Here is a 21,797-nt window from a genome sequence, read left to right as displayed (position 1 = left end):
TTGTCCAGCATGTCTTGGGCTTCGAAAATTGCCGGTGACTATAGTTGATCGCTTTGCGCATCGGTATTATTCTCTAACCGGGGGTCCCGTAATGGGGATGGAGAGAAATGCAAATTGCATCATCAAGAATGAATATTGCCGTTGATGCCGTCAGTGGTCGAGTTTTGGATAAGGACGCAAACGCCAGGTGTGGCGGCCGCTCCGTCGCCATTTACCTGCTGCCCTCGGATGTGGATGCAACGCCTGTCAAATTTACTTTTTCCAATTTGCCCTTTGCTTTGAAGCAGTCGTTCACATGAAAAAACCTAAACTCGCAGCAGTGGTGATGCCCATCGGCTCAGTGTTGGTGGTACTGGTGGCCGGTTATCTCGCTCTTCAAACGGAGGGCATGCTCAATGGATACTTGTTCGATCTCTCCGGCACACCGACCACCTCTATCGCCAAACGGTTTCCGTGGGAACTTCGGGTCGCTACCGTACTGGTGTGCTTCGCTGCCTCTGTTGGCTATCGAAGACTTGCAGTCGACAGGGGTCTAAAGATGCTCGTGTTTGGCACCTTGGTATTGGCGTCGGTTTTGTCTCTGCTGTTTTATGAAACCGTTCACACGACAAGGACGAGTCTCTTGGCCATGGCATTTGTTGATGGGGGCATTTCCCCACTGATATTGGGGTTTATCGCGGTAATCGCAGCGGACACGATTCACAGCAAGCGAGGCCTGGAGCCTGCCGCCTACCAGCGTGGGTGAATCGCTTCGCGGAAGTAACGGTCGTAGATATCCCGAACCCCATCGCCGAGACCCGCACCGACAACCTTCATCTCTCCGGCTTCCGCGTTGGCAGCAGCCTGCTGGGCGGAGCGGGCTCCCGGAATCACTGACGTGACGCCGTCCTGGGCTACGACCCACGCGAGGGCCGCTTGGGGGGTGGTGACGCCGTCGGGAACCAGTGCGCTGAACTCCTGCGCGGCCTTGACGCCGGTGGCGAAGTCGACGCCGGAGAACGTTTCGCCGACATCGAACGAGGACCCGTCCCGGTTGTAGTTCCGGTGGTCATTGGCGGGGAACTCCGTTTCGGGCGTGTACTTTCCGGAGAGCAGGCCGGAGGCGAGCGGTACGCGGGCGATGATGCCGACGCCGGCTTCCTTGGCTGCGGGCAGGACCTCGTCGAGGGGCTTCAGACGGAACGCGTTGAGGATGATCTGCACGGAGGCAGTGTTTCCGCGTTTGATGGCTTCGAGGGCCTCGTCCGTCCGCTCCACGCTGACGCCGTAGTTGCGGATGGCACCCTCACTGACCAAGGTATCCAGGGCGTCGTACACTTCATCGTTGCTGTAAACAGAGGTGGGCGGGCAGTGCAACTGGACGAGGTCCAGGGTGTCCTGCTGCAGGTTGCGGCGCGAACGGTCGGTCCATTCGCGGAAGTTCTTGAGGGTGTAATTTTCGGGGACCTGATCCACCCTGCGCCCCATTTTGGTGGCTACGGTGACATTCAGCTCCGGGTGGGCACTGAGGAAGCGTCCAATGAACTGCTCGCTGCGCCCATCGCCGTAGACGTCCGCGGTGTCGAAGAACGTGACGCCATGCTCCACTGAGGCTTCCAGCACGGCAAAGGCGTCCGCATCAGTGACGGAACCCCAGTCGGCTCCGAGTTGCCATGTTCCCAGCCCGACGGTTGAAACGGATCGGCCGGTCCTGCCAAGTATGCGCTGTTCCATGGTTCCGACTATATGGGGTCAGGGCCCGGTGGAGTCCAGCTTTGCGGCTTTGCCCAGCAGGTATCGCCGCTCCTGGAGGCTGCGGGTTTTCCTTGCTGCGTCCAGGAACGCTGCGCGGGCCTCGGGGAAGGAGCCAGCCATCTCGTGCAGATGGGCCCTGACCGCGTCCAGGCGGTGTGACCGGCCGAGTGCATCATCCAAGCCGGCGAGCAACTCCAAACCGGCGGCCGGCCCGTTCACCATCGCCATCGCTACCGCACGGTTCAGCGTCACGACGGGGCTGGGAGCCACGGCCTCCAGCACCGTGTAGAGGGCCAGGATCTGAGGCCAGTCGGTTTGGTCATGGGAGGACGCTTCGGAGTGCACAGCAGCAATCGCCGCCTGCAGTTGGTACGGCCCGGCGGCGCGCCGTCCCAGCACTGAAGACAACAACGCAATGCCCTCATCGATCTGCCCGCGGTTCCACAGGCTCCGGTCCTGCTCAGCCAGCGGAACCGGTGTTCCATCGGCCATGGCACGTGCCGCGCGACGGGAATCGGTCAGCAGCATGAGCGCCAGCAGCCCGGTCGCCTCAGGCTCCGACGGCACAGCGGCCACCAGCAACCGGGTCAGCCGGATGGCCTCCGTGGTGAGGTCCTCGCGCTGCAGCCACGAACCCGAACTCGCTGCGTAGCCTTCGTTGAAGATCAAGTACAGGACGTGAAGTACGACGCCGAGCCTCGCCTTCCGCTCGGCAGGCGGCGGCATGCTGAACGTCGCTCCCGCCTTTTGGATCCCCTGTTTCGCACGGCTGATGCGTTGTCCCATGGTCGCTTCGGGGACCAGGAAAGCCGAGGCGATTTCCGCCGTCGTGAGTCCTCCAACTGCCCGCAGAGTAAGGGCGAGTTGCGACGGTGCCGATAAGGCGGGGTGGCAGCAAAGGAACATGAGGGTAAGGGTGTCGTCTGCTTCCGGAGCTGGCTGGTAGGAGTGATCGGCGTCCATGGCCGACACGCGTTCTTCGCGGGCACGCCGGGCGCTTTCGCTCCGCCACATATCCACAAGCCTTCGGTTTGCGACGGCCGTCAGCCAGGCCTTCGGATCACGTGGCATGTCATGGGGCCACTGAAGTGCGGCCTCCAGCAGGGCTTCCTGGACGGCGTCTTCGCATGCATCGAACTGGCCGTTCTTGCGTGCCAGCACGCCGAGGACCTGCGGCGCGAGGGTGCGCAGCAGGTCCTCGATGTGCATGCCCCGGTCAGAGTCCAGCTAGACCTCCGGTGGTCCGTCCGGGATGGCACGAAGCTCCACGACCTGCGCGTATTTCACAATGCTGGAGCAGATCTCCACGGCGCGTTCCTCGCTGGCAACATCCACCACCCAGTAGCCCACCAAGGACTCCTTGGCCTCGGCGTAGGGTCCGTCGGTGGTGATCACGCCATCCGGGGTTTGTTTGACGAGCTTGGCCGTGCTGCCGTCGGCCAAGCCGGCGTTGAAGACGAGTTCGCCGGATTCGGTCAGGTCCTTGTCGATCTGGATCATGAAGCCGATCATTTCCCGGATCCATTCCGGATCGGCGGTCTCCATCATGCCCTCGGCCGATCCGAACATCATGATCATGTATTTCATCTCAAACTCCTTTGACGTGGCGCCCTGTGTGGGCGCTTCACCCATGGGTCGGAACAGCGGCGGACTTTTCTACATGGGTCCCAAAACTTTCTAGGCCCGGGCGATGACCTCTCCGTTGGGAATGAGGAAAAAGCCGTCTTCTGTAGCGCCCCAGCGGTGCCATCCGGCTGCGATCCGGGCGAGGTCGGCCTCGTTTGCGAAGCCGTACTCCAAGGCCTGCTCGGCGAAAGCCGAGTGCAGTACCCGTTCACTCCACACCCGGGATTGCCAGGCGCGCTGTTGGGCCGTGGCGTAGAGCCAGTTGCTGCTGGTGGGCGCCACCTGTGTGAAACCTGCCTGCTGCGCCCACGAGACCAGGCGTCGGCCGGCGTCGGGTTCTGCTCCGTTGCGGCGCGCGATCTTCTGGTAGAGCTCCATCCAGTGATCAAGTTCAGGGACTTCCGGGTACCAGCTCATGCCATGGAAATCGGCGTCCCGCACGGCAACGATAGCGCCGGGCTTGGCCACCCGGCGCATCTCGCGCAGCGCGGCGACGGGGTCGGTGAGGTGCTGGAGGACCTGGTGGGCGTGGACGAGGTCGAAGGATTCGTCTTCGAAGTCGAGATCGTAGATGTTGCCCGTCTGGAAGGTCACGTTGTCCACGCCGCGCTCGGCGGCGAGTGCGGTTGCCTGAGCCACAATATCGGCAGACCGGTCCAGGCCTATTACTTGCCCGGGCGCAACCAGCCCCGCGAAATCGCACGTTATGCTGCCAGGTCCGCAACCGACGTCGAGGACCGATATCCCGGTGGTGAGATGCGGGATGACAAACGCGGCCGAATTTTCGACCGTCCGTGAGGCGTGGGCCCGGACAACCGACTCGTGGTGTCCGTGGGTATAGACATCTTCAGGCTGCTGCGCGTTCATAGGGAAACGCTACAACCACGCATGCCGGTTTTGGTGGAACGGCCTGAACTGCCGCTACTTCGGTTCCGGGTGCGTTGCCTGTTGGCGGGCTTCGACGGTTGCCTCCACCATGTCGGTCATGAAGCGCTGGACCAGCTCCAGTTCTTCGGTGCTGTACGCGGCCATCGCCTTGCCCATCCGGATGGCGAGCGGCATGAACATTGCGCTGCCGTCGCGGTACGCCTTGGGTGTCATGTGGAGTTGGACCTGGCGGCGGTCTGTTCCCAGGCGTTCACGGACAACGTGCCCGGAGGCGTGCAGGCGATCGATCAAGGCGGTGGTGGCGGGGGAACTGAGCCGGAGTTCGGCACGGAGCACGCCGGGCGTGACCACCTTGCCGGCCGCGGAGTGGCGCATGATGACGGCCAGCGCATTCATGTCGGTCCGGTGCATGTCGTTCTGCCCGCCGGCTGCGTCCACGTAATGGTTGGCCTCCAGGGTGAAGTCCTGGAGGATCCGCACCAGTTCCTGTGGCGCCGCGGTTTGGGAATCCGCTCCTGGGCGTGCGTCGGGGCGCGGGACTGATGAGTCCGACATGTCCGCCCTCCTGCCAGCGTCGTCTCGTGTTTGCTGCCTTCCGGATATTACTCCTCGCAGTCCCCGAATCCGGCATTCCTTCCCTTGAGGCCTTGGAATAGTTCCATCATAGAGATAATCTATGGTGGAATAAAGACCCGCACGGCATCCCCACAGAAGAAGGACTCATGAACCCGAAGAAAGTACCGTTCTGGCTACGCTGGCTGGTGCCCGTGGTGCTGGTCATCACCTGGCTGGGCATTGCAGGAGTCGGCGGCCCTACCTTCGGGCGTTTGGACGAGGTCTCATCGAACGACCAGGCTTCCTTCCTCCCGGCCGGGGCCGAAGCTACCGAAGCCGGCGACTGGCAGGCCAAGTTCCGCGACTCCGAAGAGATCCCCGCGGTGGTCATCCTCGAAAACGATGCAGCGTTCACCCCGGCCCAACTGGGCGAAGCAGCCAAACTGAAAACCGATATCGAGGCACTCAAGCTGGGGAGCGCCGTCGTCGGGCCTATTCCGTCTGAAGACGGAAAAGCCGTCCAGTATATCGTTCCGATCGCTTCCACCGATGAAATACGGGACGTGGTGAAGGAACTGCGCGACGTCGTGCAGCCGGGCGCCCCGGATGGCATGAAGGCCTTCGTTACAGGCCCCGCGGGATTGACCGCTGACCTGGTCAACGCATTCGGCGGCATTGACGGCATCCTGCTGTTGGTCGCTTTGGGCGCCGTGTTCGTGATCCTGCTTTTGGTCTACCGCTCGGTGGTGCTCCCGCTGGCGGTACTCTTCACCTCGGTGTTCGCCCTGTGCGCCGCAATACTGCTGGTCTTCGCCATGGCCAAGATGGGCTGGATCCAGCTCAACGGGCAAAGCCAGGGCATCCTGTCCATCCTGGTGATCGGCGCGGCCACCGACTACGCGCTGCTGTTCGTGGCCCGCTTCCGTGAGGCCCTGACCCACACCAGCAACCGGACGCAGGCAGTCCTGACAGCTTGGAAGGCGTCCTTCGAGCCGATCCTCGCCTCGGGTGCCACAGTGATCATCGCCCTGCTCTGCCTGCTCTTCTCAGACCTGAATTCCAACAAGGCACTCGGTCCCGTAGCGGCGGCAGGCATTCTCTGCTCATTGTTCGCCGCGCTCACGCTCCTGCCCGCCTTGATGGCGCTGCTGGGCCGTGCCGCCTTCTGGCCCTTCCGCCCCAAGCTCCTGCCCGACGACGAACGCGAACCTGAGATTGTCACCGGACTTGAGGGGCAAAAGGGTCTGTGGCGCGCCACGGGCCGTCTGGTTTCACGACGTCCCCGCGTTGTCTGGGTGGCGTCGGTGTTGCTGCTCCTGGTCGCTGCCACAGGTGTGTTGCAGCTGAAGGCAAACGGTGTGCCGCAGACTGACGTCATTTTGGCCAAGTCCGACGCCGTCGACGGCCAGGAAGCTTTGGCGCGCCATTTCGACGCCGGCAGCGGCAGCCCCGCCGTCGTCGTCGCCTCGCAAAGTTCCGCGCAGCAGGTCCTGGACAAAGTCAAAGCAGCCAACGGAGTTGGTGACGCCTACCTTTTGGCCGAAGGAAACGTCCCCATTACCGGAGCGCCGGGAACTCCTTCCGATCCCGCCGTCCGCGACGGCCGGGTCCTCATCAACGCCACCCTGGACTCAGCGGCGGACTCCATCGAAGCCGAAAACGCCGTGAAGGAATTGCGGTCATCAGTACGCGAGGTTGACTCCGGGGCATTGGTGGGCGGGGTGACAGCCACAGCGCTGGACACCAACACCACTGCCCAGCGCGACCTCGTGGTCATCATTCCGATCGTCCTGGTGGTCATCCTCTTCATCCTGATGCTCCTCCTGCGCTCCGTGGTAGCACCTGTGCTGCTGGTGCTCTCCGTAGTGCTCTCCTACGGTGCCGCGATGGGTGTCTCGGCATGGGTGTTCAACGGGTTCTTCGGATTCTCCGGAGCCGATGCCACCGTGCCGTTGTTCGGCTTCGTGTTCCTTGTTGCCTTGGGTGTGGACTACAACATCTTCCTGATGAGCCGGGTCCGCGAAGAGTCGCTGAAGCACGGAACCCGCCCAGGCATCCTCCGCGGCTTGGGCGTTACTGGCGGGGTCATCACTTCCGCCGGTGTGGTTCTGGCAGCTACGTTCGCGGCATTGGGCGTCATCCCCATCATGTTCCTGGTGCAGCTGGCATTCATCGTGGCCTTCGGCGTGCTGCTGGATACCGTGCTGGTCCGCTCGCTGCTGGTCCCCGCGCTCGCCTATGACATCGGCAGCAGGATCTGGTGGCCGGGCAAGCTGGCCCGTGAATCTTCGGCACCTTCGGCCGGGACCCGTGAAGAGGAAGAAGCGCCGGTGGGGAGGTAGTTACACCTGCCGCGACCGGCGCTCAATCAGGACGGTGTCACGCCACTGACCGGCGCGGGGACCTCCAGGCATGCGGGCGATGCGCTCCCGGCGTCCGACAACGACGAAGCCTTCGGCTGTGTGGAGCCGAAGGCTGGCTTCGTTCTCGGGGAACACGCTGGCTTGGATGGTCCAGATGCCGGCACTCTCCGTGGAGGCGATCAGTGCCCGGAGGAGGTTCTTCCCAACGCCCAAGCCCCTGGCTTCCCGGGCAACGTAAATGGAATGCTCCACGACGCCGGCGTAAGCGGCCCGGGACGACACCGCCGAAACCGCGGCCCAGCCCAGCACCACGCCGTCCACATCAGCAACCAGCCGGTGTTCCTGCAGGCGCGAAGCGTCGAATTGCTCCCATTCCGGTGCATTGGCTTCGAAAGTGGCGTGCCCGGACTCGATTCCGGCTGTGAAGATCTCCCTCACTCCGGGCCAGTCCTGTCCCGTCATCGGACGTATAACTTGCCGTGCGCCGTCCAGCGGGCGTGGGCTGGTGGCGGCTGGGAAAGTCACAGGCTTTCCAGGAGGCTGCTGGTCCGTTCCATCGCGCCGGGGACCATGGAGTAATAAGCCCAGGTGCCGCGCTTCTCGCGGTGGAGGAGGCCCGCATCCACGAGGATTCTAAGGTGGTGGGACACTGTGGGCTGGCCGAGGCTCAGGGGCCCGGTGAGGTCGCAAACGCAGGCTTCGCCTCCTTCTGAACCCTTGACGATGGACAAAAGGCGCAGGCGGTTGGGGTCCGCAAGGGCTTTGAATACCGATGCCCGGAGCTGAGCCTCGTATTCGTCGATGGACGACGGCCCCGACGGCTCGCAGCACTCTTCCGCTTCTAATTGTGTCAACTCAAGAACAGGCCCGGACTTCATACACCCATGGTGCCATACATTGACAAGCATCGATATAGTTGGACATACTCAATATCGAAGTTCATCAATATTCTGCCCCGTCGATAGCGGGCATCGAGATCAGGAGCCACGTGAGCACCCCGACGAAAACCGCAGCCCGTGAGGTGAACCAGGGCGCCGCCGTCGTGGGAAAGCTTTCGGCCGTTGACCGTTTCCTCCCCCTCTGGATCATCGCCGCCATGGTCCTGGGCTTGCTCCTGGGCGGTCTCATTCCGGGGCTGAATACCGCCCTGGAGGGCGTGAAGATCGGCGAAGTCTCGTTGCCTATCGCCCTGGGCCTGCTGGCGATGATGTACCCGGTTCTCGCCAAAGTCCGCTACGACCAGGCACGCCGGGTGCTGGCCGACCGCAAGTTGATGGTCACCTCGCTGGTGATCAACTGGGTTCTGGCCCCTGCCTTCATGTTTGCGCTCGCGTGGTTGTTCATCCCCGATCTGCCGGAATACCGGACGGGCTTGATCATTGTGGGTTTGGCACGCTGCATCGCCATGGTGATGATCTGGAACGACCTCGCGTGCGGAGACCGTGAATCCGCGGCCGTTCTTGTCTTCATCAACTCAGTCTTCCAGGTGGTCGCATTCGGGGGCCTTGGCTGGTTCTACCTCCAGTGGCTGCCCTCCCTTCTTGGTCTTCCCACCACCGCTGCCGATTTCTCCTTCTGGGCCATCACGCTCTCAGTTCTCGTCTTCCTTGGTATCCCGCTGCTCGCCGGCTTCCTCACCCGGGTCATTGGCGAGAAGGCCAAAGGACGCATCTGGTACGAAGACGTCCTCTTGCCCAGGATTGGTCCGTGGGCGCTCTACGGCCTCCTTTTCACCATCACACTTCTGTTCGCGCTCCAGGGCGGCACCATCATGTCCCGGCCGATGGATGTTCTCCGCATTGCTTTGCCGTTGCTGGTCTACTTCCTGGTGGTGTTCGGCGCCGGGATGCTGACAGGCCGCCTGCTGAATCTCGGCTACGCCAAAACCACCACCCTCGCTTTCACGGCCGCCGGCAACAACTTCGAACTCGCCATCGCCGTAGCGATCGGAACCTTTGGCGTAACCTCGGGCCAAGCCCTCGCCGGCGTCGTCGGGCCCTTGATTGAAGTACCCGTCCTTGTTGCACTTGTGTATGTAGCCCTCTGGGCGCGCGAGCGCTATTTTCCTTCCACCACCATCGCTGCCTGACCTTCGAGGAAACCATGACCACCGAAAACGCCAAGAAGCCTTCAGTCCTGTTCGTCTGCGTCCATAACGCGGGACGCTCCCAGATGGCCGCAGCATTCCTCACGACGCTCTCCGACGGAGCCATCGAAGTCCGCTCCGCCGGTTCGCAGCCCGCGGACAAAGTCAACCCTGCTGCCGTCGAAGCCATGTCTGAACTTGGCATCGATATGTCCGCCGAGATACCAAAGGTCCTCACCACGGAGGCGGTCAAGGAGTCCGACGTCGTCATCACCATGGGATGCGGCGACGAGTGCCCGTACTTTCCAGGCAAGCGCTACGAGGACTGGGTTTTGGAAGACCCCGCAGGCCAAGGCCTGGACGCAGTCCGCCCGATCCGCGACGAAATCAAGACACGTATCGAGGACCTGATTGCCTCATTGATCCCTGCAGCCAAGTAAACCCCGAGAAACAGGAGAGACACCCGTGAGCAACGAACAATTGATCATCATCGGGTCCGGCCCCGCGGGGTACACGGCCGCCATTTATGCCGCCCGGGCAGGCCTGAACCCCCTGGTCCTGGCAGGTTCAGTCACGGCCGGCGGCGCCCTGATGAACACCACCGAAGTGGAGAACTTCCCCGGTTTCCCGGCAGGCATCCAAGGTCCCGAGCTCATGGACGGTCTCCAGGAACAGGCCGAAAAGTTCGGCGCCCGCATAGTGTTCGACGACGTCACGGAAGTTGAACTCAAAGGTCACCTCAAGCGGGTGGTCACCGGGGCGGGTGAGACCCACGAGGCTCCGGCCGTCATCCTCGCCACCGGTTCCGCGTACAAGGAGCTGGGCCTCCCGGAGGAGAAGAAGCTCAGCGGGCACGGTGTGTCCTGGTGTGCCACCTGTGACGGCTTCTTCTTCCGGGAGCAGGACATCATCGTGGTTGGTGGCGGGGACTCAGCCATGGAGGAGGCCACGTTCCTCACACGCTTTGGCAAGTCCGTGACAGTGGTGGTCCGGAAGGGTGAATTGCGGGCATCCCGCATCATGGCCCAGCGCGCCAAGGACAATCCGAAAATCACGTTCGCCTGGAACTCGGCCATCACCAAGATCCACGGCGACAGCAAAGTAACTGGCGTGACCCTCACGGACACCCGTACCGGCGAAACCCGGGAGCAGGGAGCTACAGGCATCTTCGTTGCCATTGGCCACCTGCCACGCACGGAGCTAGTTGCGGGCCAGGTGGACCTCGACGACGAGGGCTACATCAAGGTGGAGTCGCCCACCACGCTGACCAACTTGTCGGGTGTCTTCGCATGCGGCGACGCGGTGGATCACCGCTATCGGCAAGCCATCACAGCGGCCGGCACGGGCTGCGCGGCTGCCTTGGACGCCGAACGGTACCTGGCCGCCCTGGATGATGCGGACAGCATCGCAACAGCACTGGTCGAAGAGCCAACCCACTTCTGAGCAATACCAATGGAGGTATGAGTCACTCATGGTTGAAAACCTTCCCGTCGCCATAATCGGTGCGGGTCCCGTCGGATTGGCTGCAGCAGCCCACCTGCTCGAGCGCGGCCTGGACCCGCTGATCTTCGAAGCCGGAGCAACGGCAGGTGCCGCCATTGAACAATGGCGCCACATCCGGTTGTTCTCGCCATGGCGATTCAACCTCGACGCCGCGGCCGTCCGCCTGCTTGAACCCACGGGTTGGGAATCACCGCGGCTGACTGCGCTTCCCTACGGCGGCGAACTCATCGACAACTACCTTGCCCCGTTGTCCGCCATCCCGGCGATCGCTTCCCGGCTCCGGACGGGAGCCCGGGTTCTCGCCGTCACCCGTAGCGGCCTGGACAAGACCCAAGGGCGCAACCGCGACAAGACCCCCTTTGTTGTGCGCGTTCAAGATACCGCGGGGGAGGTACGCGACTACGCCGTTTCGGCGGTCATCGATGCCTCAGGCACATGGTCAAGGCGTAACCCGCTGGGGATGTCGGGCCTGCCTGCCATCGGTGAGGACCGCGCCTCTGACAGGATCTCATCATCCCTTCCCGACGTCTCAGGGCGGGACCGGCATACCTTCGCTGGACGCCGGGTCCTGGTGGTCGGTGCGGGGCACTCCGCGGCGAATACTTTGATCAACCTTGCGGAACTGGCCAAGGAAGAACCGGGGACACGTATTCTTTGGGCTGTCCGGGGAGCCTCGGCAGAGAAAGCCTACGGTGGCGGAGATGCCGATGGACTGCCCGCGCGCGGACAACTAGGCTCCCGTCTTCGCCGCTTGGCCGACGCCGGAACGATAGAACTCCACACGGGCTTTGGCATCAGCTCGCTGACCTATGCCGAGCACGGCGTGACCGTAAAGTCCGGCGACGGACGCGACCTGGTGGCAGACGTCGTCGTGCCTTGTACTGGATTCCGCCCGGACCTGGATATGCTCCGTGAGCTGCGCCTGGACCTGGACCCGGCTGTTGAGGCGCCTACCGAACTGGGGCCGCTCATCGATCCCGAGTTCCATTCCTGCGGCACTGTTCCGCCGCACGGCGCCAAGGTTCTTTCGCACCCGGAGAAGGACTTCTACATTGTGGGCATGAAGTCCTACGGCCGTGCTCCCACATTCCTGTTGGCTACGGGCTACGAGCAGGTCCGCTCGGTGGCGGCGGCGCTGGCAGGGGATCGAGTGGCGGCTGACGCCGTGCACTTGGAACTACCGGAAACCGGCGTGTGTTCGTCCGATGCCGGCACCAGTTGTGACGTTCCTGCTGTTGCCGCTGCGTCTGCGGAGGATGATTCCAACAGTTGCTGCTCCGCTCCGGAGCCGGTGCTCATCGGCATTCCGACCGGGCTGGCCCACGGTCGTTCCGGAGCCTAGACGCTCTGGCTATCAACCGGGTCAGGCGCTGACCGTGTTCCGTTCCCTGTAGGCATCTGCTGCGTAGACGCCGAGGACGCGCACTTCCGTGGTGAAGAACTCCAATTCCTCCAGCGCACGGCGCAGGCGGGCGTCCTCGGGGTGCCCCTCCACGTCGGACAGGAACATGGTTGCCGCGAACTCGTCGCCCACCATATAGCTTTCCAAACGGGTCATGTTGAGGCCGTTGGTCGCGAATCCACCCAGTGCCTTGTAGAGGGCTGAGGGAACGTTGCGGACCCGGAAGACGAAGCTGGTGATTGCGGGACCGGGGAGTTCTTCCTTGGTGGGAAGTTCGCGTTCCCGGGCCAGGACAACAAAGCGGGTGGTGTTGCTTGGGTTGTCTTCGACGCCGGAGGCAAGCACGTCCAGTCCGTACAGTTTGGCGGCAAGCGGCGGAGCCAGCGACAGTTTGCGCGGATCATTCCACTCGCTGACTTCGCGGGCTGATCCCGCTGTGTCCCCGGCAATGACAGGCTTGAGCCCGGCTTCGCGGATAATCCTGCGGCACTGACCCAGCGCATGGATGTGGCTGTGGACCTCGGTGGCGTCCTCAATGGTGCTGCCTGGGATTCCCATCAGGTCAAAGTGGATCGGCAGGAAGTACTCGCCGACGATCTGGAGTTTCGACTGGGGGAGCAGCACGTGGATGTCGGCCACTCGTCCAGCGATGGAGTTCTCGATGGGGATCATGGCCAGATCGACGTCTCCATTGGAGACCAGTTCAAACGCGTCCTCAAAGCTGGCGCATGGGACGCTTTCAAGCTCGGGGAACATTTCCTTACATGCGAGATCCGAATTGGCTCCGGGCTCGCCTTGGTACGCAATCTTTTGGGCCATGCTGCTCATGGTTACACGGTGAGCGTCCGGCGACCCAACCGCGTCCAACCTGTGACTGGACAAGCGGGGGCGAGGAACAGCTTTCGTGGCCTGTAGGGTTCGACAGGTGAACTTCCACGCCTTTGAGCGCTTCGTAGCCCGGCAGCCGGTTCCTGATGATTCCAGCGGCATTGTCCACGCGGAAGAGCAGAACAGCGACTATGAATCCGGAGTTGCGTTGATCGCCGGACAGCAGTGGCGCATACGGACTGCGCGGATCACGCCGACGAAACCGGGTGCTTTTGTGGCGGTGTGGAAGCGGGACGTCAGTGGTTCAACCCGCCCGTTCACCGCGGCGGAGTCGTTGTCAGGCCTGCTCGTCTTCGTGGAGGACGGTGAGCGTTTCGGAGTATTCCGGTTCACCCCTGAACAGTTGATCTCACTGGGCTATGTCAGTTCCGGCCCGAGTCAGGGCAAACGCGGCTTCCGGGTCTATCCACCGTGGTGCACTCAACTGAATCCCCAGGCGCTGCGCACCCAGCGCGGGCAGGCCGCTGCGTTCGTCGAGCTACCGTCGACATGCGCAGCGGGGCCTGCCCCGGCCGGTGGAGTCAGCCGTTGATGATCTGGGGCACTCCCAGGGCCTTGAGGCCTTCGGCGCCGAATTCCAGGCCGTAGCCGGACTGCTTCGCACCGCCGAACGGGATGCGTGGGTCTACGGCGCCGTGCTTGTTGATCCATACAGTGCCGGCCTGGATCCGTGAGGCGACTTCCCGGGCGGCACCCAAGTCGGATGACCAGACGGAGGCGCCCAGTCCGACGTCGAGCGCGTTCGCCTTGGCGACGGCCTCGTCAACGGTGCTGTACTTGATGATCGGCAGCGCGGGTCCGAACTGTTCTTCAGCCACCAGCGGGTTGTCGTTATCGATGTCCGCCACCAGGGTGGTCGGGTAGAAGTTGCCGGGCTGGTCGGCGTCGGGGTTGCCGCCGATCAACACGCGCGCACCGGAATCGCGGGCGGCTTCAACCAGGCGGGCCACGATGTCGTACTGCTGCCGGTTCTGCAGCGGGCCCAGGACGTTGTTCTCATCCAGACCGTTGCCCATCGGCATGGCAGCAGCAACAGCTGCAAGCTCTGAGCAGACGGCTTCGTACTGGGACTCGTGCACGTACAGGCGCTTCAGGGCGGCGCAGGTCTGGCCGGTGTTGATGAAAGCCCCCCAGAACAGCCCTTCAGCGATGGCCTTGGGGTCGGAGTCCGGCAGGACGATACCGGCGTCGTTGCCGCCGAGTTCCAGCGTGAGCCGCTTGACGGTATCGGCCGACGAACGGATGATCGCCTTGCCCGTGGCGGTGGAGCCGGTGAACATGACCTTGCCGATGGCGTCGTGCGAGGCCAGCGCTTCGCCGACGTCGCGGCCGCCGGAGACCACGGACAGCAGTCCTTCAGGCAGTTCCTGATTGATGATGGAGGCCAACGCCAGCACAGACAGCGGAGTGTATTCGGAAGGCTTGACCACCACGGCATTGCCCATGCGCAGGGCCGGGGCGATCTGCCACACGGTGATCATCATGGGCCAGTTCCACGGGCCAATGGCACCCACGACGCCGATGGGACGGTAGTGCAGCTCGGCGCGGGTCTCGCCGTCGTCCACTACTGTCTCGGGATCCAGCGGCGTCGCGGCCGTGGCGCGGAGCCAAGCGGCGCAGGCACCGACTTCGAAGCGGGCGTTCGGGCCGTTCAGCGGCTTGCCCTGCTCGCGGGAGAGCAGCTGGGCGAGTTCTTCAGCGGAACGCTCGACGGCGTCGGCTGCCTTCATGAGCGCAGCTGACCTGGCGTCGTGGCCCAAGGCAGCCCAGGCAGGTTGGGCGGCAGCGGCGGCATCAACCGCATGCTGGAGGTCCTCGACGGTGTGAACGGGCGCATCGCCGACAGCCTCGCCCGTCGCAGGGTCGAAAATGGTGCGGCGGTCTTGGCCGGGGGCCGGGGTAATCGAGGCCAGCAGGGCGTCGTAAGTCTCCATTGGTACTCCGCTCGGGTAGTAAGTCTTGGCGGCCAGTGAGGCACGCGGCGATGTTTCCAGTGTGGTTGGCATCACGCGACGCGGCCTTGTCTTTGCACGAACAGCCCTTGACGGGAAGTGAACGCTTTGCCCGTGCTGCCGAGTGGCTGATAATCGTGCTTGTGACTCTTGCTTCCCTCGCAGCCTTCGCCGGTCTCTGCCTGGTCCTGTCCGTAACGCCCGGCCCGGACACCTTCCTTGTCCTGCGCATCGCATTGAACAGACCCAGCGCAGGCATTGCCGCAGCGGCTGGATCCGCCATGGGCGCGATTGCCTGGGCTGCATTGGTGGGCGTGGGTTTGGCCGCCATCCTGGAGCAGTCGGCGGAACTGTTCCGCTGGGTCAAGATCGCCGGCGGCTTGTACTTGCTGTACCTGGGGGTGTCGTCGTTCATCAAGTCGCGGAAGGCCGCCAAATCAGCTGCCGCCGGGGAGGGTGCCAACGAGCCACTCCCGTACAGTCGTCTCTCGGCTTTGGGCGCCGGAGCCTTGTCCACCCTCCTCAATCCGAAGGTTGGCCTCTTCTACCTGGCGGTAGTTCCTCAGTTCATCCCGCATGGCGGCGACACCATGGGCACGTCGCTCATTTTGGGCGTGGTGGTGGCCGTCATCGCCTTCGCGTATCTCTCGATGATCGCCGTGGTGGCGTTCAAAGCGATGCGGTGGCTCAAGCGGCCCAAGGTGAGCGCCGTCGTCGAGCGTGTCAGCAGCGGCGTGATCGCCGGGCTGGGAGTCGGCGTGGTGGCGTCGGGCGCCACGAGCTAGCGGCACCGCCTGCTGCCTACGCGGCAAGCAGCGCCAGGTAATTGTCCAACTGCCCCTCAAGGTCCTGCGAGAAGTGTTCGTCCGGCGATAACGCCGCCACGATCTGTGCGCCCAGCATCATGTTGAGCAGGTGATCGGCGACGGCGGCGTCGCCGATGGGGGTGGCGATCTCTCCGGCCGCCCGGGCTGCTGCACAGTGGGCCGTGATGGTGGTGTGCCACTGGCTCATGGACTCGCTGTGGAGGGCGGCCATGTCGCCGTCGTTGAGTGCCTTCTGCCAAAACGGGATGACGATGCGGGCCTCGTTGACGCGTTCCTCGTCCAGGGGCAGGACTTCGGCGCAGAATGCGCGGAGGGCCGCCACCCCTGAGAGTCCGTCGGTCATCGTGGCGATGCGTTGGTTGGTGCGGTTGAAAACGTGTCCGAAAGCGGATGTCAGCAGCAGGTCCTTGGTGGGGAAGTAGGGCTTGAGGGCACCGTTGGCGAAGCCTGCTTCCTCTGCTATTTCCCGCATGGTGGCGCCTTCCATGCCGAGCCTTGCGATGATCCGCCATGTTGCATCCACCAGTTCGAGGCGTCGTTGATCGTGGTCCACAATCTTTGGCACTGGCTGGGCTCCCGGAAAAATAATTGGCGGAAAGGTCTTGTGACCCATCTTACGTTTTGGTTATTCTCTACACCTATAGAAAATAAATCCCGACCCAATCATAGGTCCCGGACAAGAGGCAGCCATGACGCCCACAGCAACTGAGACAGCCACCCAGTACCGCCTGGCCACGGGTGCCGAGATCTCCGAGGTCCAGGCAATCCTGCGGGCCGCCGGACACCTTGGTTCCGAAAAGCGGATCGCCTACCTGGGACTGGTGGATCCTTCCCGTGGGCAGGCAGAGGCAGACCGCCGGTTCCGCGTGTTCATCCACGACATCTCCGGCGGAGCACCCACGGACGTCCTGGTTTCGGTGACCCGCGGCGAAATCCTCATTGCCAAGGAACTGGACACCAAGGTCTCCGGCGAACTTCCCGTGCTGGAAGAAGAGTTCGAGGTGGTTGAAACGCTCCTCGCCACAGATGAGCGCTGGCTGGCAGCCCTTGCCGCCCGGGACCTGGACGTGGAAAAGGTTCGCGTCGCTCCGTTGTCCGCGGGTGTTTTTGAGTACGCGGAAGAGAAAGGCCGCCGCATCCTCCGCGGCCTGGCCTTCGTACAGGACTTCCCCGAGGACAGCGCCTGGGCCCACCCCGTCGATGGGCTGGTTGCGTACGTCGATGTCGTGAACAAGGAAGTCACCCAGGTCATCGACCTCGGAGCCATGCCCATCCCGGCAGAACACGGAAACTACACGGATCCTGAACTGACAGGCCCGCTGAGGGAAACGCAGAAACCCATCAGCATCACCCAGCCCGAAGGCCCGAGCTTCACGGTCACCGGCGGTAACCATGTCGAGTGGGAAAAGTGGAGCGTGGACGTCGGCTTCGATGTCCGCGAAGGAGTGGTCCTCCACAACCTTGCCTTCCAGGACGGCGAGAAGAAGCGCCCCATCATCAATCGCGCTTCCATCGCCGAGATGGTGGTTCCCTACGGTGACCCTTCGCCTATCCGGTCGTGGCAGAACTACTTCGACACCGGCGAATACCTGGTGGGCCAGTACGCCAACTCGCTGGAACTTGGCTGCGACTGCCTGGGTGACATTACCTATCTCAGCCCGGTCATCAGTGACGCCTTCGGCAACCCCCGCGAGATCCGCAACGGCATCTGCATGCACGAGGAAGACTGGGGCATCCTGTCCAAGCACTCCGACCTCTGGACCGGCATCAACTACACCCGCCGCAACCGGCGCTTGGTGATCTCCTTCTTCACCACCATCGGCAACTACGACTACGGCTTCTACTGGTACCTCTACCTGGACGGCACCATCGAGTTCGAGGCGAAGGCGACCGGCGTCGTGTTCACCAGTGCCTTCCCGGAAGGTGGCTCTGACAACATCTCGCAACTGGCCCCCGGCCTCGGCGCACCGTTCCACCAGCACCTCTTCAGCGCCCGCCTGGACATGGCCATCGACGGCTTCACCAACCGTGTGGAAGAAGAAGACGTGGTCCGCCAGACCATGGGCGAAGGCAACGAGCGCGGCAACGCGTTCTCCCGCAAGCGCACGCTCCTCACCAAAGAGTCGGAGGCCGTCCGCGAAGCCGATGCCCGCAGTGGCCGTACCTGGATCATCTCCAACCCGGAGTCCAAGAACCGTCTCGGTGAACCGGTCGGCTACAAGCTCCACTCCGAGAACCAGCCCACGCTGCTGGCCGATCCCGGCTCCTCCATCGCCAAACGGGCAGCCTTCGCCACCAAGGACGTATGGGTCACCCGCTACGCCGACGAGGAGCGCTACCCCACGGGCGATTTCGTGAACCAGCACTCCGGCGGCGCCGGCCTCCCGGCCTACGTCGCCCAGGACCGTGACATCGACGGCCAGGACATCGTCCTCTGGCACACCTTCGGCCTCACGCACTTCCCGCGCGTGGAGGACTGGCCGATCATGCCCGTGGACACCGTTGGCTTCAAGCTTCGGCCCGAGGGCTTCTTCGACCGCAGCCCAGTCCTGGACGTGCCGGCCAACACCTCAGGCTCAAGCTGCCACAGCGCAGCCGGTGATTCCGGCGAGCCTGCCGGTCACTGCCACTAAAGGGCCGCGAAGCCATGACAACGACGGCAGGACGGGTCCGTTCACGCGGGCCCGTCCTCCATCCCCGCTTCTGTGCGGCACTGACAGCTGTTTCCTGCGCCGTGCATCTCTGGCTCGCGGCTTCGGGACACCACGACGCCTGGCTGGGCATCCTCATGATCGCCCTGGCCGCTGTCTGCATTCCGTGCACTGTCCACATCTGGCGGCACAGCAGGGTGGGCGCGCTCCATCAAGTGACCATCTCCGCCCTCGCCATGGTGGGACTGCACGCCGTCCTGCTGCTGGGAGCGGGCGGTGCCGGACACGCCCACGGCGGCAGGCCGTCGTCGAACGTTGTTGATACGTCCGGCGCAGCGCAACTGCTGCTGGTCATCGGACTGGAAATCACGACGGCGTTGCTCGCCGCCACGCTGGTGGCGCGCCTGAGGCGTCGAGCGGCTGTAGCGTCCTGACCCTCTTTGCCGCCAGAAGCACGGAACCCCAACCCTAAAAGGCTGATTTTCCGTCGCTCCAGGGCAAAAGAAGGTCAGGAAGCAACAGGCTCACGAAAATTCGGCAGGATATTAGTCCTAGCAGGCAGTTTCCCTGCTTCCTGCATCCACCCCGAACACGGTTCAGTGAACAGGTGAGCAGAGCTGTGAGTAATTCGGGCCTTGGGCTGTTCAGGGCGACCGGGATTTATGTAGGTGCCATCTTGGGATCGGGAGTCCTGGTTCTGCCGGCCATCGCCGCCCAGGTGGCGGGCCCGGCGTCGATCCTGGCGTGGGTCTTGCTCCTGGTGTTCTGCACGCCGGTGGCGTTGAGCTTCGCCGAAATGTCCAGGCAGCAGCCCGACGCCGGGGGCATCGCAACGTTCGTCACGAGGGCTTTCGGACAGCGGGCCTCAGTAGTAGCCGGCTACCTGTTCTACTTCGCAATTCCGTTCGGGGCGCCGGCTACCGCGGTGATAGGCGGGGAGTACATTGCCCATGCCATGGGAGGCGGCAGGGGGACTGCGCTGATCGCAGCTGGGGTGATCCTGGCTGCGGGCTTCCTGAGCAACGCAGTGGGGATCCGGGTCTCGAGCAAGCTGCAACTCCTCCTGATGGTTCTGCTCGTTGCGTTGCTCGCCTTTGCAGTTGCCGTGGCCGCGCCCTTTGCCCGTGTGGAGAACTTCACTCCCTTTGCTCCGCATGGCTTCTGGGCTGTGGGCGGGGCGGCCAGTCTGCTGTTCTTCTGCTTCGCGGGATGGGAAGCAGTGACGCACCTGGCTGGGGAGTTCCGCAACCCCGAACGGGACCTCAAACGCGCCACCTGGCTGACCTTGGTGGTGGTTGGAGTGGTGTACATCGGACTGGTGGCTGCATGCGTCGCCGTTCTGGGGCCCGCGCTCGCGGACAGCAGCGTCCCGGTGGCCGAACTGCTGGCGAAAGGACTCGGTCCCGCGGCGGCACCCTTGACCGCTGTCGCGGCTGCGGTCCTCACGTTTGGTCCGCTCAGTACTTTCGTGGCAGGCGCCAGTAAGCTCGGTGCCAGATTGGCGTCCGACGGCGTGCTGCCGCGGGCTCTTGCGCGCGGCGTCGACCCGGGCCAAGTGCCGGCAGCGAGCCTGTGCTCGCTGGCGGTGATGTCGTCGATCTCCTTCGCCCTGGCTGCTCTTGGATGGCTCAGCATTGAGTTCCAGATCGGAGCAGCATCCGCGTGCTTCACCGCTGTCACCGCGTTCGGGCTGGCGGCGGGCGTACGGCTGTTGCCGCGACGGACCGCAGCCTGGTACGGCGTGGTGGTGGCCGCCGTCGTGATGCTTGTGGTTCTGCTCTTCAGCGGATGGGCGCTGCTGGTACTGGCAGGGCTGGGGGCCGCGGCGTTCCTGGCCGGGCGAAGGCCGTCGAGGCGCCTCCTGCCGCAGCCGGTGGACGGCCGCAGCATGGTGAAATCGTGAGCCGGGCTACGTAAGCTGCGAAAGCCGGGTCAGCTTGTCCGGGTTGGACAGTTGCCGCAGCCCGCGGATGCTCCCGTCGGGACCCGCGTCAACTTCGACGACGTCGGAACGGCCGTGGTGCCTGAGCACCAAAGCCGCTCCGCCGTTGATCCCAATGACCCATGCCCGGACAGGCTCCACGGGATCGAAAGCAATCGCTTTGCCCAGGATGCCCGCAAAAAAGCGTGCGATCCTCGCCGACCCGAACAAGGGGTTCATGGCGCTCTTGACCTTGCCGCCGCCGTCGGCCCACAGCACCGCGTCCTGGTGGAGCATCGCTACAACCGTGTTGATCTCGCCCTGTTCGATGGCTTCCACGAGCTTCTCCAGGACGGCACGGTCCTTGGCGCGGGGAGCGGGTGCATTGGGGTCGATGTCCAGGCGGCGTTCTGCACGCGAGATCATCTGGCGCACTGCAGCGGGTGTCTTGTCCAGGATGGCCGCGATTTCCGGAGCGGGCATCCCGAAGGCTCGGTGCAGTACCAACGCTGCCCGGGCCTCCGGTGCCAGCTGCTCCGCCAGATGCAACAGGGTCAAGGACAACAATTCCCTGTTGGCCACCGTCTCCTCGGGCAGTTGAGCGTTGTCCACGGGCTCGGGCAACCAGGGCCCGGTGTAGTCCTCCCGCACCGCGGCGAGCTGGCGCACCCGGTCGATGGAGCGGCGCACGCACACCGTCGTCAGCCACGCCGGCCAGGAGTCCACGCGGCCCGAGGCGGTGTTCCGTTCCTGGCGCACCGCCTCGATCGCCACCTCGGAGACCACGTCTTCGGCGTGGCCGAAGTCGCCCAGCATCCGGTACGCAATCCCCAACAGGCGGTTCCGTTCGCTTTGCCACGCCGCCGTGGCGGAGACTGCAAGGGTCATGCTGCCCACGTTACCTTTCAGACCAGCGGATTCTTCTCATCCACCGGCGGCTCCATCTGTGTGCTGATGGCAATCCGGTTCCACACGTTGATGGTGGAGATCGCCAGGATCAGGCCACCCATCTGGCTGTCGTCGAAATGGGTGGCGGCCGCGTTCCAGATCTCGTCCGTCACTGTGTCCGGCCCCAGTTGAGTCAAGGCGTCGGTCAGGGCGAGCACAGCTTGCTCACGGGCATCGAAGAACACCTTGGAGTGCTGCCAGGCTGCCACCGCGTGCAGTTTCCGGTCCGGGATGCCGCGCTTCCTGCCGTCCGTTGCGTGCATGTCCACGCAGAAACCGCAGCCGTTGAGGATGGAGGCGCGGAGCTTGATCAGCTCGTACAGATCGGGATCGACCGACGTGCGGGCGTAACCTTCCAGGCCAATGACGGCAGCGTAGCCGAGTTTGTTGCTGCGGCCGATGTTTATGCGGGTCATGCTGACTTCCCTTCAGAGTTGATGCCTTACATGAGGG

The 21,797-nt window shown here is 63.6% G+C and carries 24 protein-coding genes; 12 read left to right on the top strand and 12 right to left on the bottom strand.

Translation table 11 applies throughout. From position 1 onward, the window contains the following. Positions 1-107: 107 nt before the first annotated feature. Positions 108-299, top strand: a complete 192-nt coding sequence (locus tag ACNAOU_RS19410) for a hypothetical protein (RefSeq protein ID WP_146230300.1) — start codon at positions 108-110, stop codon at positions 297-299. Beyond that, positions 296-745, top strand: a complete 450-nt coding sequence (locus tag ACNAOU_RS19405) for a hypothetical protein (protein WP_422757532.1) — start codon at positions 296-298, stop codon at positions 743-745. Before ACNAOU_RS19410 ends, ACNAOU_RS19405 begins: the two co-directional genes overlap by 4 nt. On the opposite strand, the gene ACNAOU_RS19400 is transcribed toward ACNAOU_RS19405, so the two are convergent. The 5 genes from ACNAOU_RS19400 to ACNAOU_RS19380 form a co-directional block, all read right to left on the bottom strand. Then, positions 730-1,713: an aldo/keto reductase gene (locus ACNAOU_RS19400; protein ID WP_422757531.1), complete on the bottom strand. Its 984-nt coding sequence runs from the start codon at positions 1,711-1,713 to the stop codon at positions 730-732. The two genes, ACNAOU_RS19405 and ACNAOU_RS19400, sit on opposite strands and share 16 nt — an antisense overlap. 18 nt (positions 1,714-1,731) lie before the next feature. Then, positions 1,732-2,943, bottom strand: a complete 1,212-nt coding sequence (locus ACNAOU_RS19395; RefSeq protein WP_422757530.1) for an RNA polymerase sigma factor — start codon at positions 2,941-2,943, stop codon at positions 1,732-1,734. Positions 2,944-2,961: 18 nt separating this feature from the next. Then, positions 2,962-3,321 carry a YciI family protein gene (locus ACNAOU_RS19390; protein ID WP_018778223.1) on the bottom strand — a complete coding sequence of 120 codons (360 nt, stop codon included), beginning with the start codon at positions 3,319-3,321 and terminating at the stop codon, positions 2,962-2,964. 90 nt (positions 3,322-3,411) lie between these two features. Beyond that, entirely contained in the window at positions 3,412-4,227 is an 816-nt protein-coding gene (locus tag ACNAOU_RS19385; protein WP_018778224.1) for a methyltransferase domain-containing protein, read from the bottom strand. Between the two features lie 54 nt (positions 4,228-4,281). Continuing rightward, positions 4,282-4,803 (bottom strand): MarR family winged helix-turn-helix transcriptional regulator, encoded by a 522-nt coding sequence (locus ACNAOU_RS19380; RefSeq protein WP_018778225.1) that lies wholly within the window; start codon positions 4,801-4,803, stop codon positions 4,282-4,284. 167 nt (positions 4,804-4,970) lie between these two features. On the opposite strand from ACNAOU_RS19380, the gene ACNAOU_RS19375 reads away from it, so the two are divergent. Next, positions 4,971-7,145, top strand: a complete 2,175-nt coding sequence (locus ACNAOU_RS19375; RefSeq protein ID WP_422757529.1) for an MMPL family transporter — start codon at positions 4,971-4,973, stop codon at positions 7,143-7,145. Here ACNAOU_RS19375 and ACNAOU_RS19370 read toward each other — a convergent pair whose 3' ends face one another. Both ACNAOU_RS19370 and ACNAOU_RS19365 read right to left on the bottom strand, forming a co-directional pair. Further along, positions 7,146-7,628 carry a GNAT family N-acetyltransferase gene (locus ACNAOU_RS19370; protein WP_422758697.1) on the bottom strand — a complete coding sequence of 161 codons (483 nt, stop codon included), beginning with the start codon at positions 7,626-7,628 and terminating at the stop codon, positions 7,146-7,148. Between the two features lie 59 nt (positions 7,629-7,687). Further along, complete coding sequence (locus ACNAOU_RS19365) at positions 7,688-8,044, bottom strand: ArsR/SmtB family transcription factor (RefSeq protein ID WP_422757528.1); 357 nt, start codon at positions 8,042-8,044, stop codon at positions 7,688-7,690. A gap of 110 nt (positions 8,045-8,154) precedes the next feature. Here ACNAOU_RS19365 and arsB point away from each other — a divergent pair, with 110 nt between their 5' ends. The 4 genes from arsB to ACNAOU_RS19345 are packed head-to-tail and all read left to right on the top strand — an operon-like array spanning position 8,155 to position 12,097. After that, entirely contained in the window at positions 8,155-9,255 is a 1,101-nt protein-coding gene (arsB, locus tag ACNAOU_RS19360; protein WP_422757527.1) for an ACR3 family arsenite efflux transporter, read from the top strand. Between the two features lie 14 nt (positions 9,256-9,269). After that, complete coding sequence (locus ACNAOU_RS19355; protein ID WP_039243062.1) at positions 9,270-9,692, top strand: arsenate reductase ArsC; 423 nt, start codon at positions 9,270-9,272, stop codon at positions 9,690-9,692. A gap of 25 nt (positions 9,693-9,717) precedes the next feature. Beyond that, the gene (gene trxB, locus ACNAOU_RS19350; protein ID WP_018778231.1) at positions 9,718-10,695 is read left to right on the top strand and encodes a thioredoxin-disulfide reductase; all 978 of its coding nucleotides are present in this window, start codon (positions 9,718-9,720) and stop codon (positions 10,693-10,695) included. A 28-nt stretch (positions 10,696-10,723) separates the two neighbouring features. After that, positions 10,724-12,097, top strand: coding sequence for an NAD(P)-binding domain-containing protein (locus ACNAOU_RS19345; protein ID WP_422757526.1), 1,374 nt, complete (start codon positions 10,724-10,726; stop codon positions 12,095-12,097). A 21-nt stretch (positions 12,098-12,118) separates the two neighbouring features. Here ACNAOU_RS19345 and ACNAOU_RS19340 read toward each other — a convergent pair whose 3' ends face one another. Beyond that, on the bottom strand, positions 12,119-12,976 hold the full coding sequence (locus ACNAOU_RS19340; protein WP_018778233.1) for a prephenate dehydratase: 858 nt from the start codon (positions 12,974-12,976) through the stop codon (positions 12,119-12,121). Positions 12,977-13,082: 106 nt separating this feature from the next. Between ACNAOU_RS19340 and ACNAOU_RS19335 the strand changes: the two genes are divergently transcribed. After that, positions 13,083-13,577 carry a MepB family protein gene (locus ACNAOU_RS19335; RefSeq protein WP_064722507.1) on the top strand — a complete coding sequence of 165 codons (495 nt, stop codon included), beginning with the start codon at positions 13,083-13,085 and terminating at the stop codon, positions 13,575-13,577. Here ACNAOU_RS19335 and ACNAOU_RS19330 read toward each other — a convergent pair. After that, positions 13,567-14,979 carry an aldehyde dehydrogenase family protein gene (locus tag ACNAOU_RS19330; protein WP_018778235.1) on the bottom strand — a complete coding sequence of 471 codons (1,413 nt, stop codon included), beginning with the start codon at positions 14,977-14,979 and terminating at the stop codon, positions 13,567-13,569. The two genes, ACNAOU_RS19335 and ACNAOU_RS19330, sit on opposite strands and share 11 nt — an antisense overlap. Before the next feature lie 161 nt (positions 14,980-15,140). On the opposite strand from ACNAOU_RS19330, the gene ACNAOU_RS19325 reads away from it, so the two are divergent. Further along, positions 15,141-15,782, top strand: a complete 642-nt coding sequence (locus tag ACNAOU_RS19325) for a LysE family translocator (protein WP_055973146.1) — start codon at positions 15,141-15,143, stop codon at positions 15,780-15,782. A gap of 16 nt (positions 15,783-15,798) precedes the next feature. Here the strand turns inward: ACNAOU_RS19325 and ACNAOU_RS19320 are convergent, their stop codons facing one another. Continuing rightward, positions 15,799-16,389 carry a TetR/AcrR family transcriptional regulator gene (locus tag ACNAOU_RS19320; protein WP_422757525.1) on the bottom strand — a complete coding sequence of 197 codons (591 nt, stop codon included), beginning with the start codon at positions 16,387-16,389 and terminating at the stop codon, positions 15,799-15,801. 124 nt (positions 16,390-16,513) lie between these two features. Here ACNAOU_RS19320 and ACNAOU_RS19315 point away from each other — a divergent pair, with 124 nt between their 5' ends. From ACNAOU_RS19315 to ACNAOU_RS19305, 3 genes are all read left to right on the top strand, one after another. After that, complete coding sequence (locus tag ACNAOU_RS19315; RefSeq protein WP_189076275.1) at positions 16,514-18,457, top strand: primary-amine oxidase; 1,944 nt, start codon at positions 16,514-16,516, stop codon at positions 18,455-18,457. Positions 18,458-18,471: 14 nt separating this feature from the next. Beyond that, positions 18,472-18,909, top strand: a complete 438-nt coding sequence (locus ACNAOU_RS19310) for a hypothetical protein (protein ID WP_039243054.1) — start codon at positions 18,472-18,474, stop codon at positions 18,907-18,909. Positions 18,910-19,094: 185 nt separating this feature from the next. Next, the gene (locus ACNAOU_RS19305; RefSeq protein WP_422757524.1) at positions 19,095-20,378 is read left to right on the top strand and encodes an APC family permease; all 1,284 of its coding nucleotides are present in this window, start codon (positions 19,095-19,097) and stop codon (positions 20,376-20,378) included. A gap of 6 nt (positions 20,379-20,384) precedes the next feature. Here the strand turns inward: ACNAOU_RS19305 and ACNAOU_RS19300 are convergent, their stop codons facing one another. Next, positions 20,385-21,284, bottom strand: a complete 900-nt coding sequence (locus ACNAOU_RS19300; protein WP_035733814.1) for a sigma-70 family RNA polymerase sigma factor — start codon at positions 21,282-21,284, stop codon at positions 20,385-20,387. A gap of 17 nt (positions 21,285-21,301) precedes the next feature. Then, complete coding sequence (locus ACNAOU_RS19295) at positions 21,302-21,760, bottom strand: carboxymuconolactone decarboxylase family protein (RefSeq protein ID WP_018778242.1); 459 nt, start codon at positions 21,758-21,760, stop codon at positions 21,302-21,304. Positions 21,761-21,797: the final 37 nt, after the last annotated feature.

The organism is Paenarthrobacter sp. C1 (genome assembly GCF_049315185.1).
GTDB classification, from domain to species: Bacteria; Actinomycetota; Actinomycetes; order Actinomycetales; family Micrococcaceae; genus Arthrobacter; species Arthrobacter nicotinovorans.
This window is presented reverse-complemented; position numbering and strand designations above follow the sequence as displayed.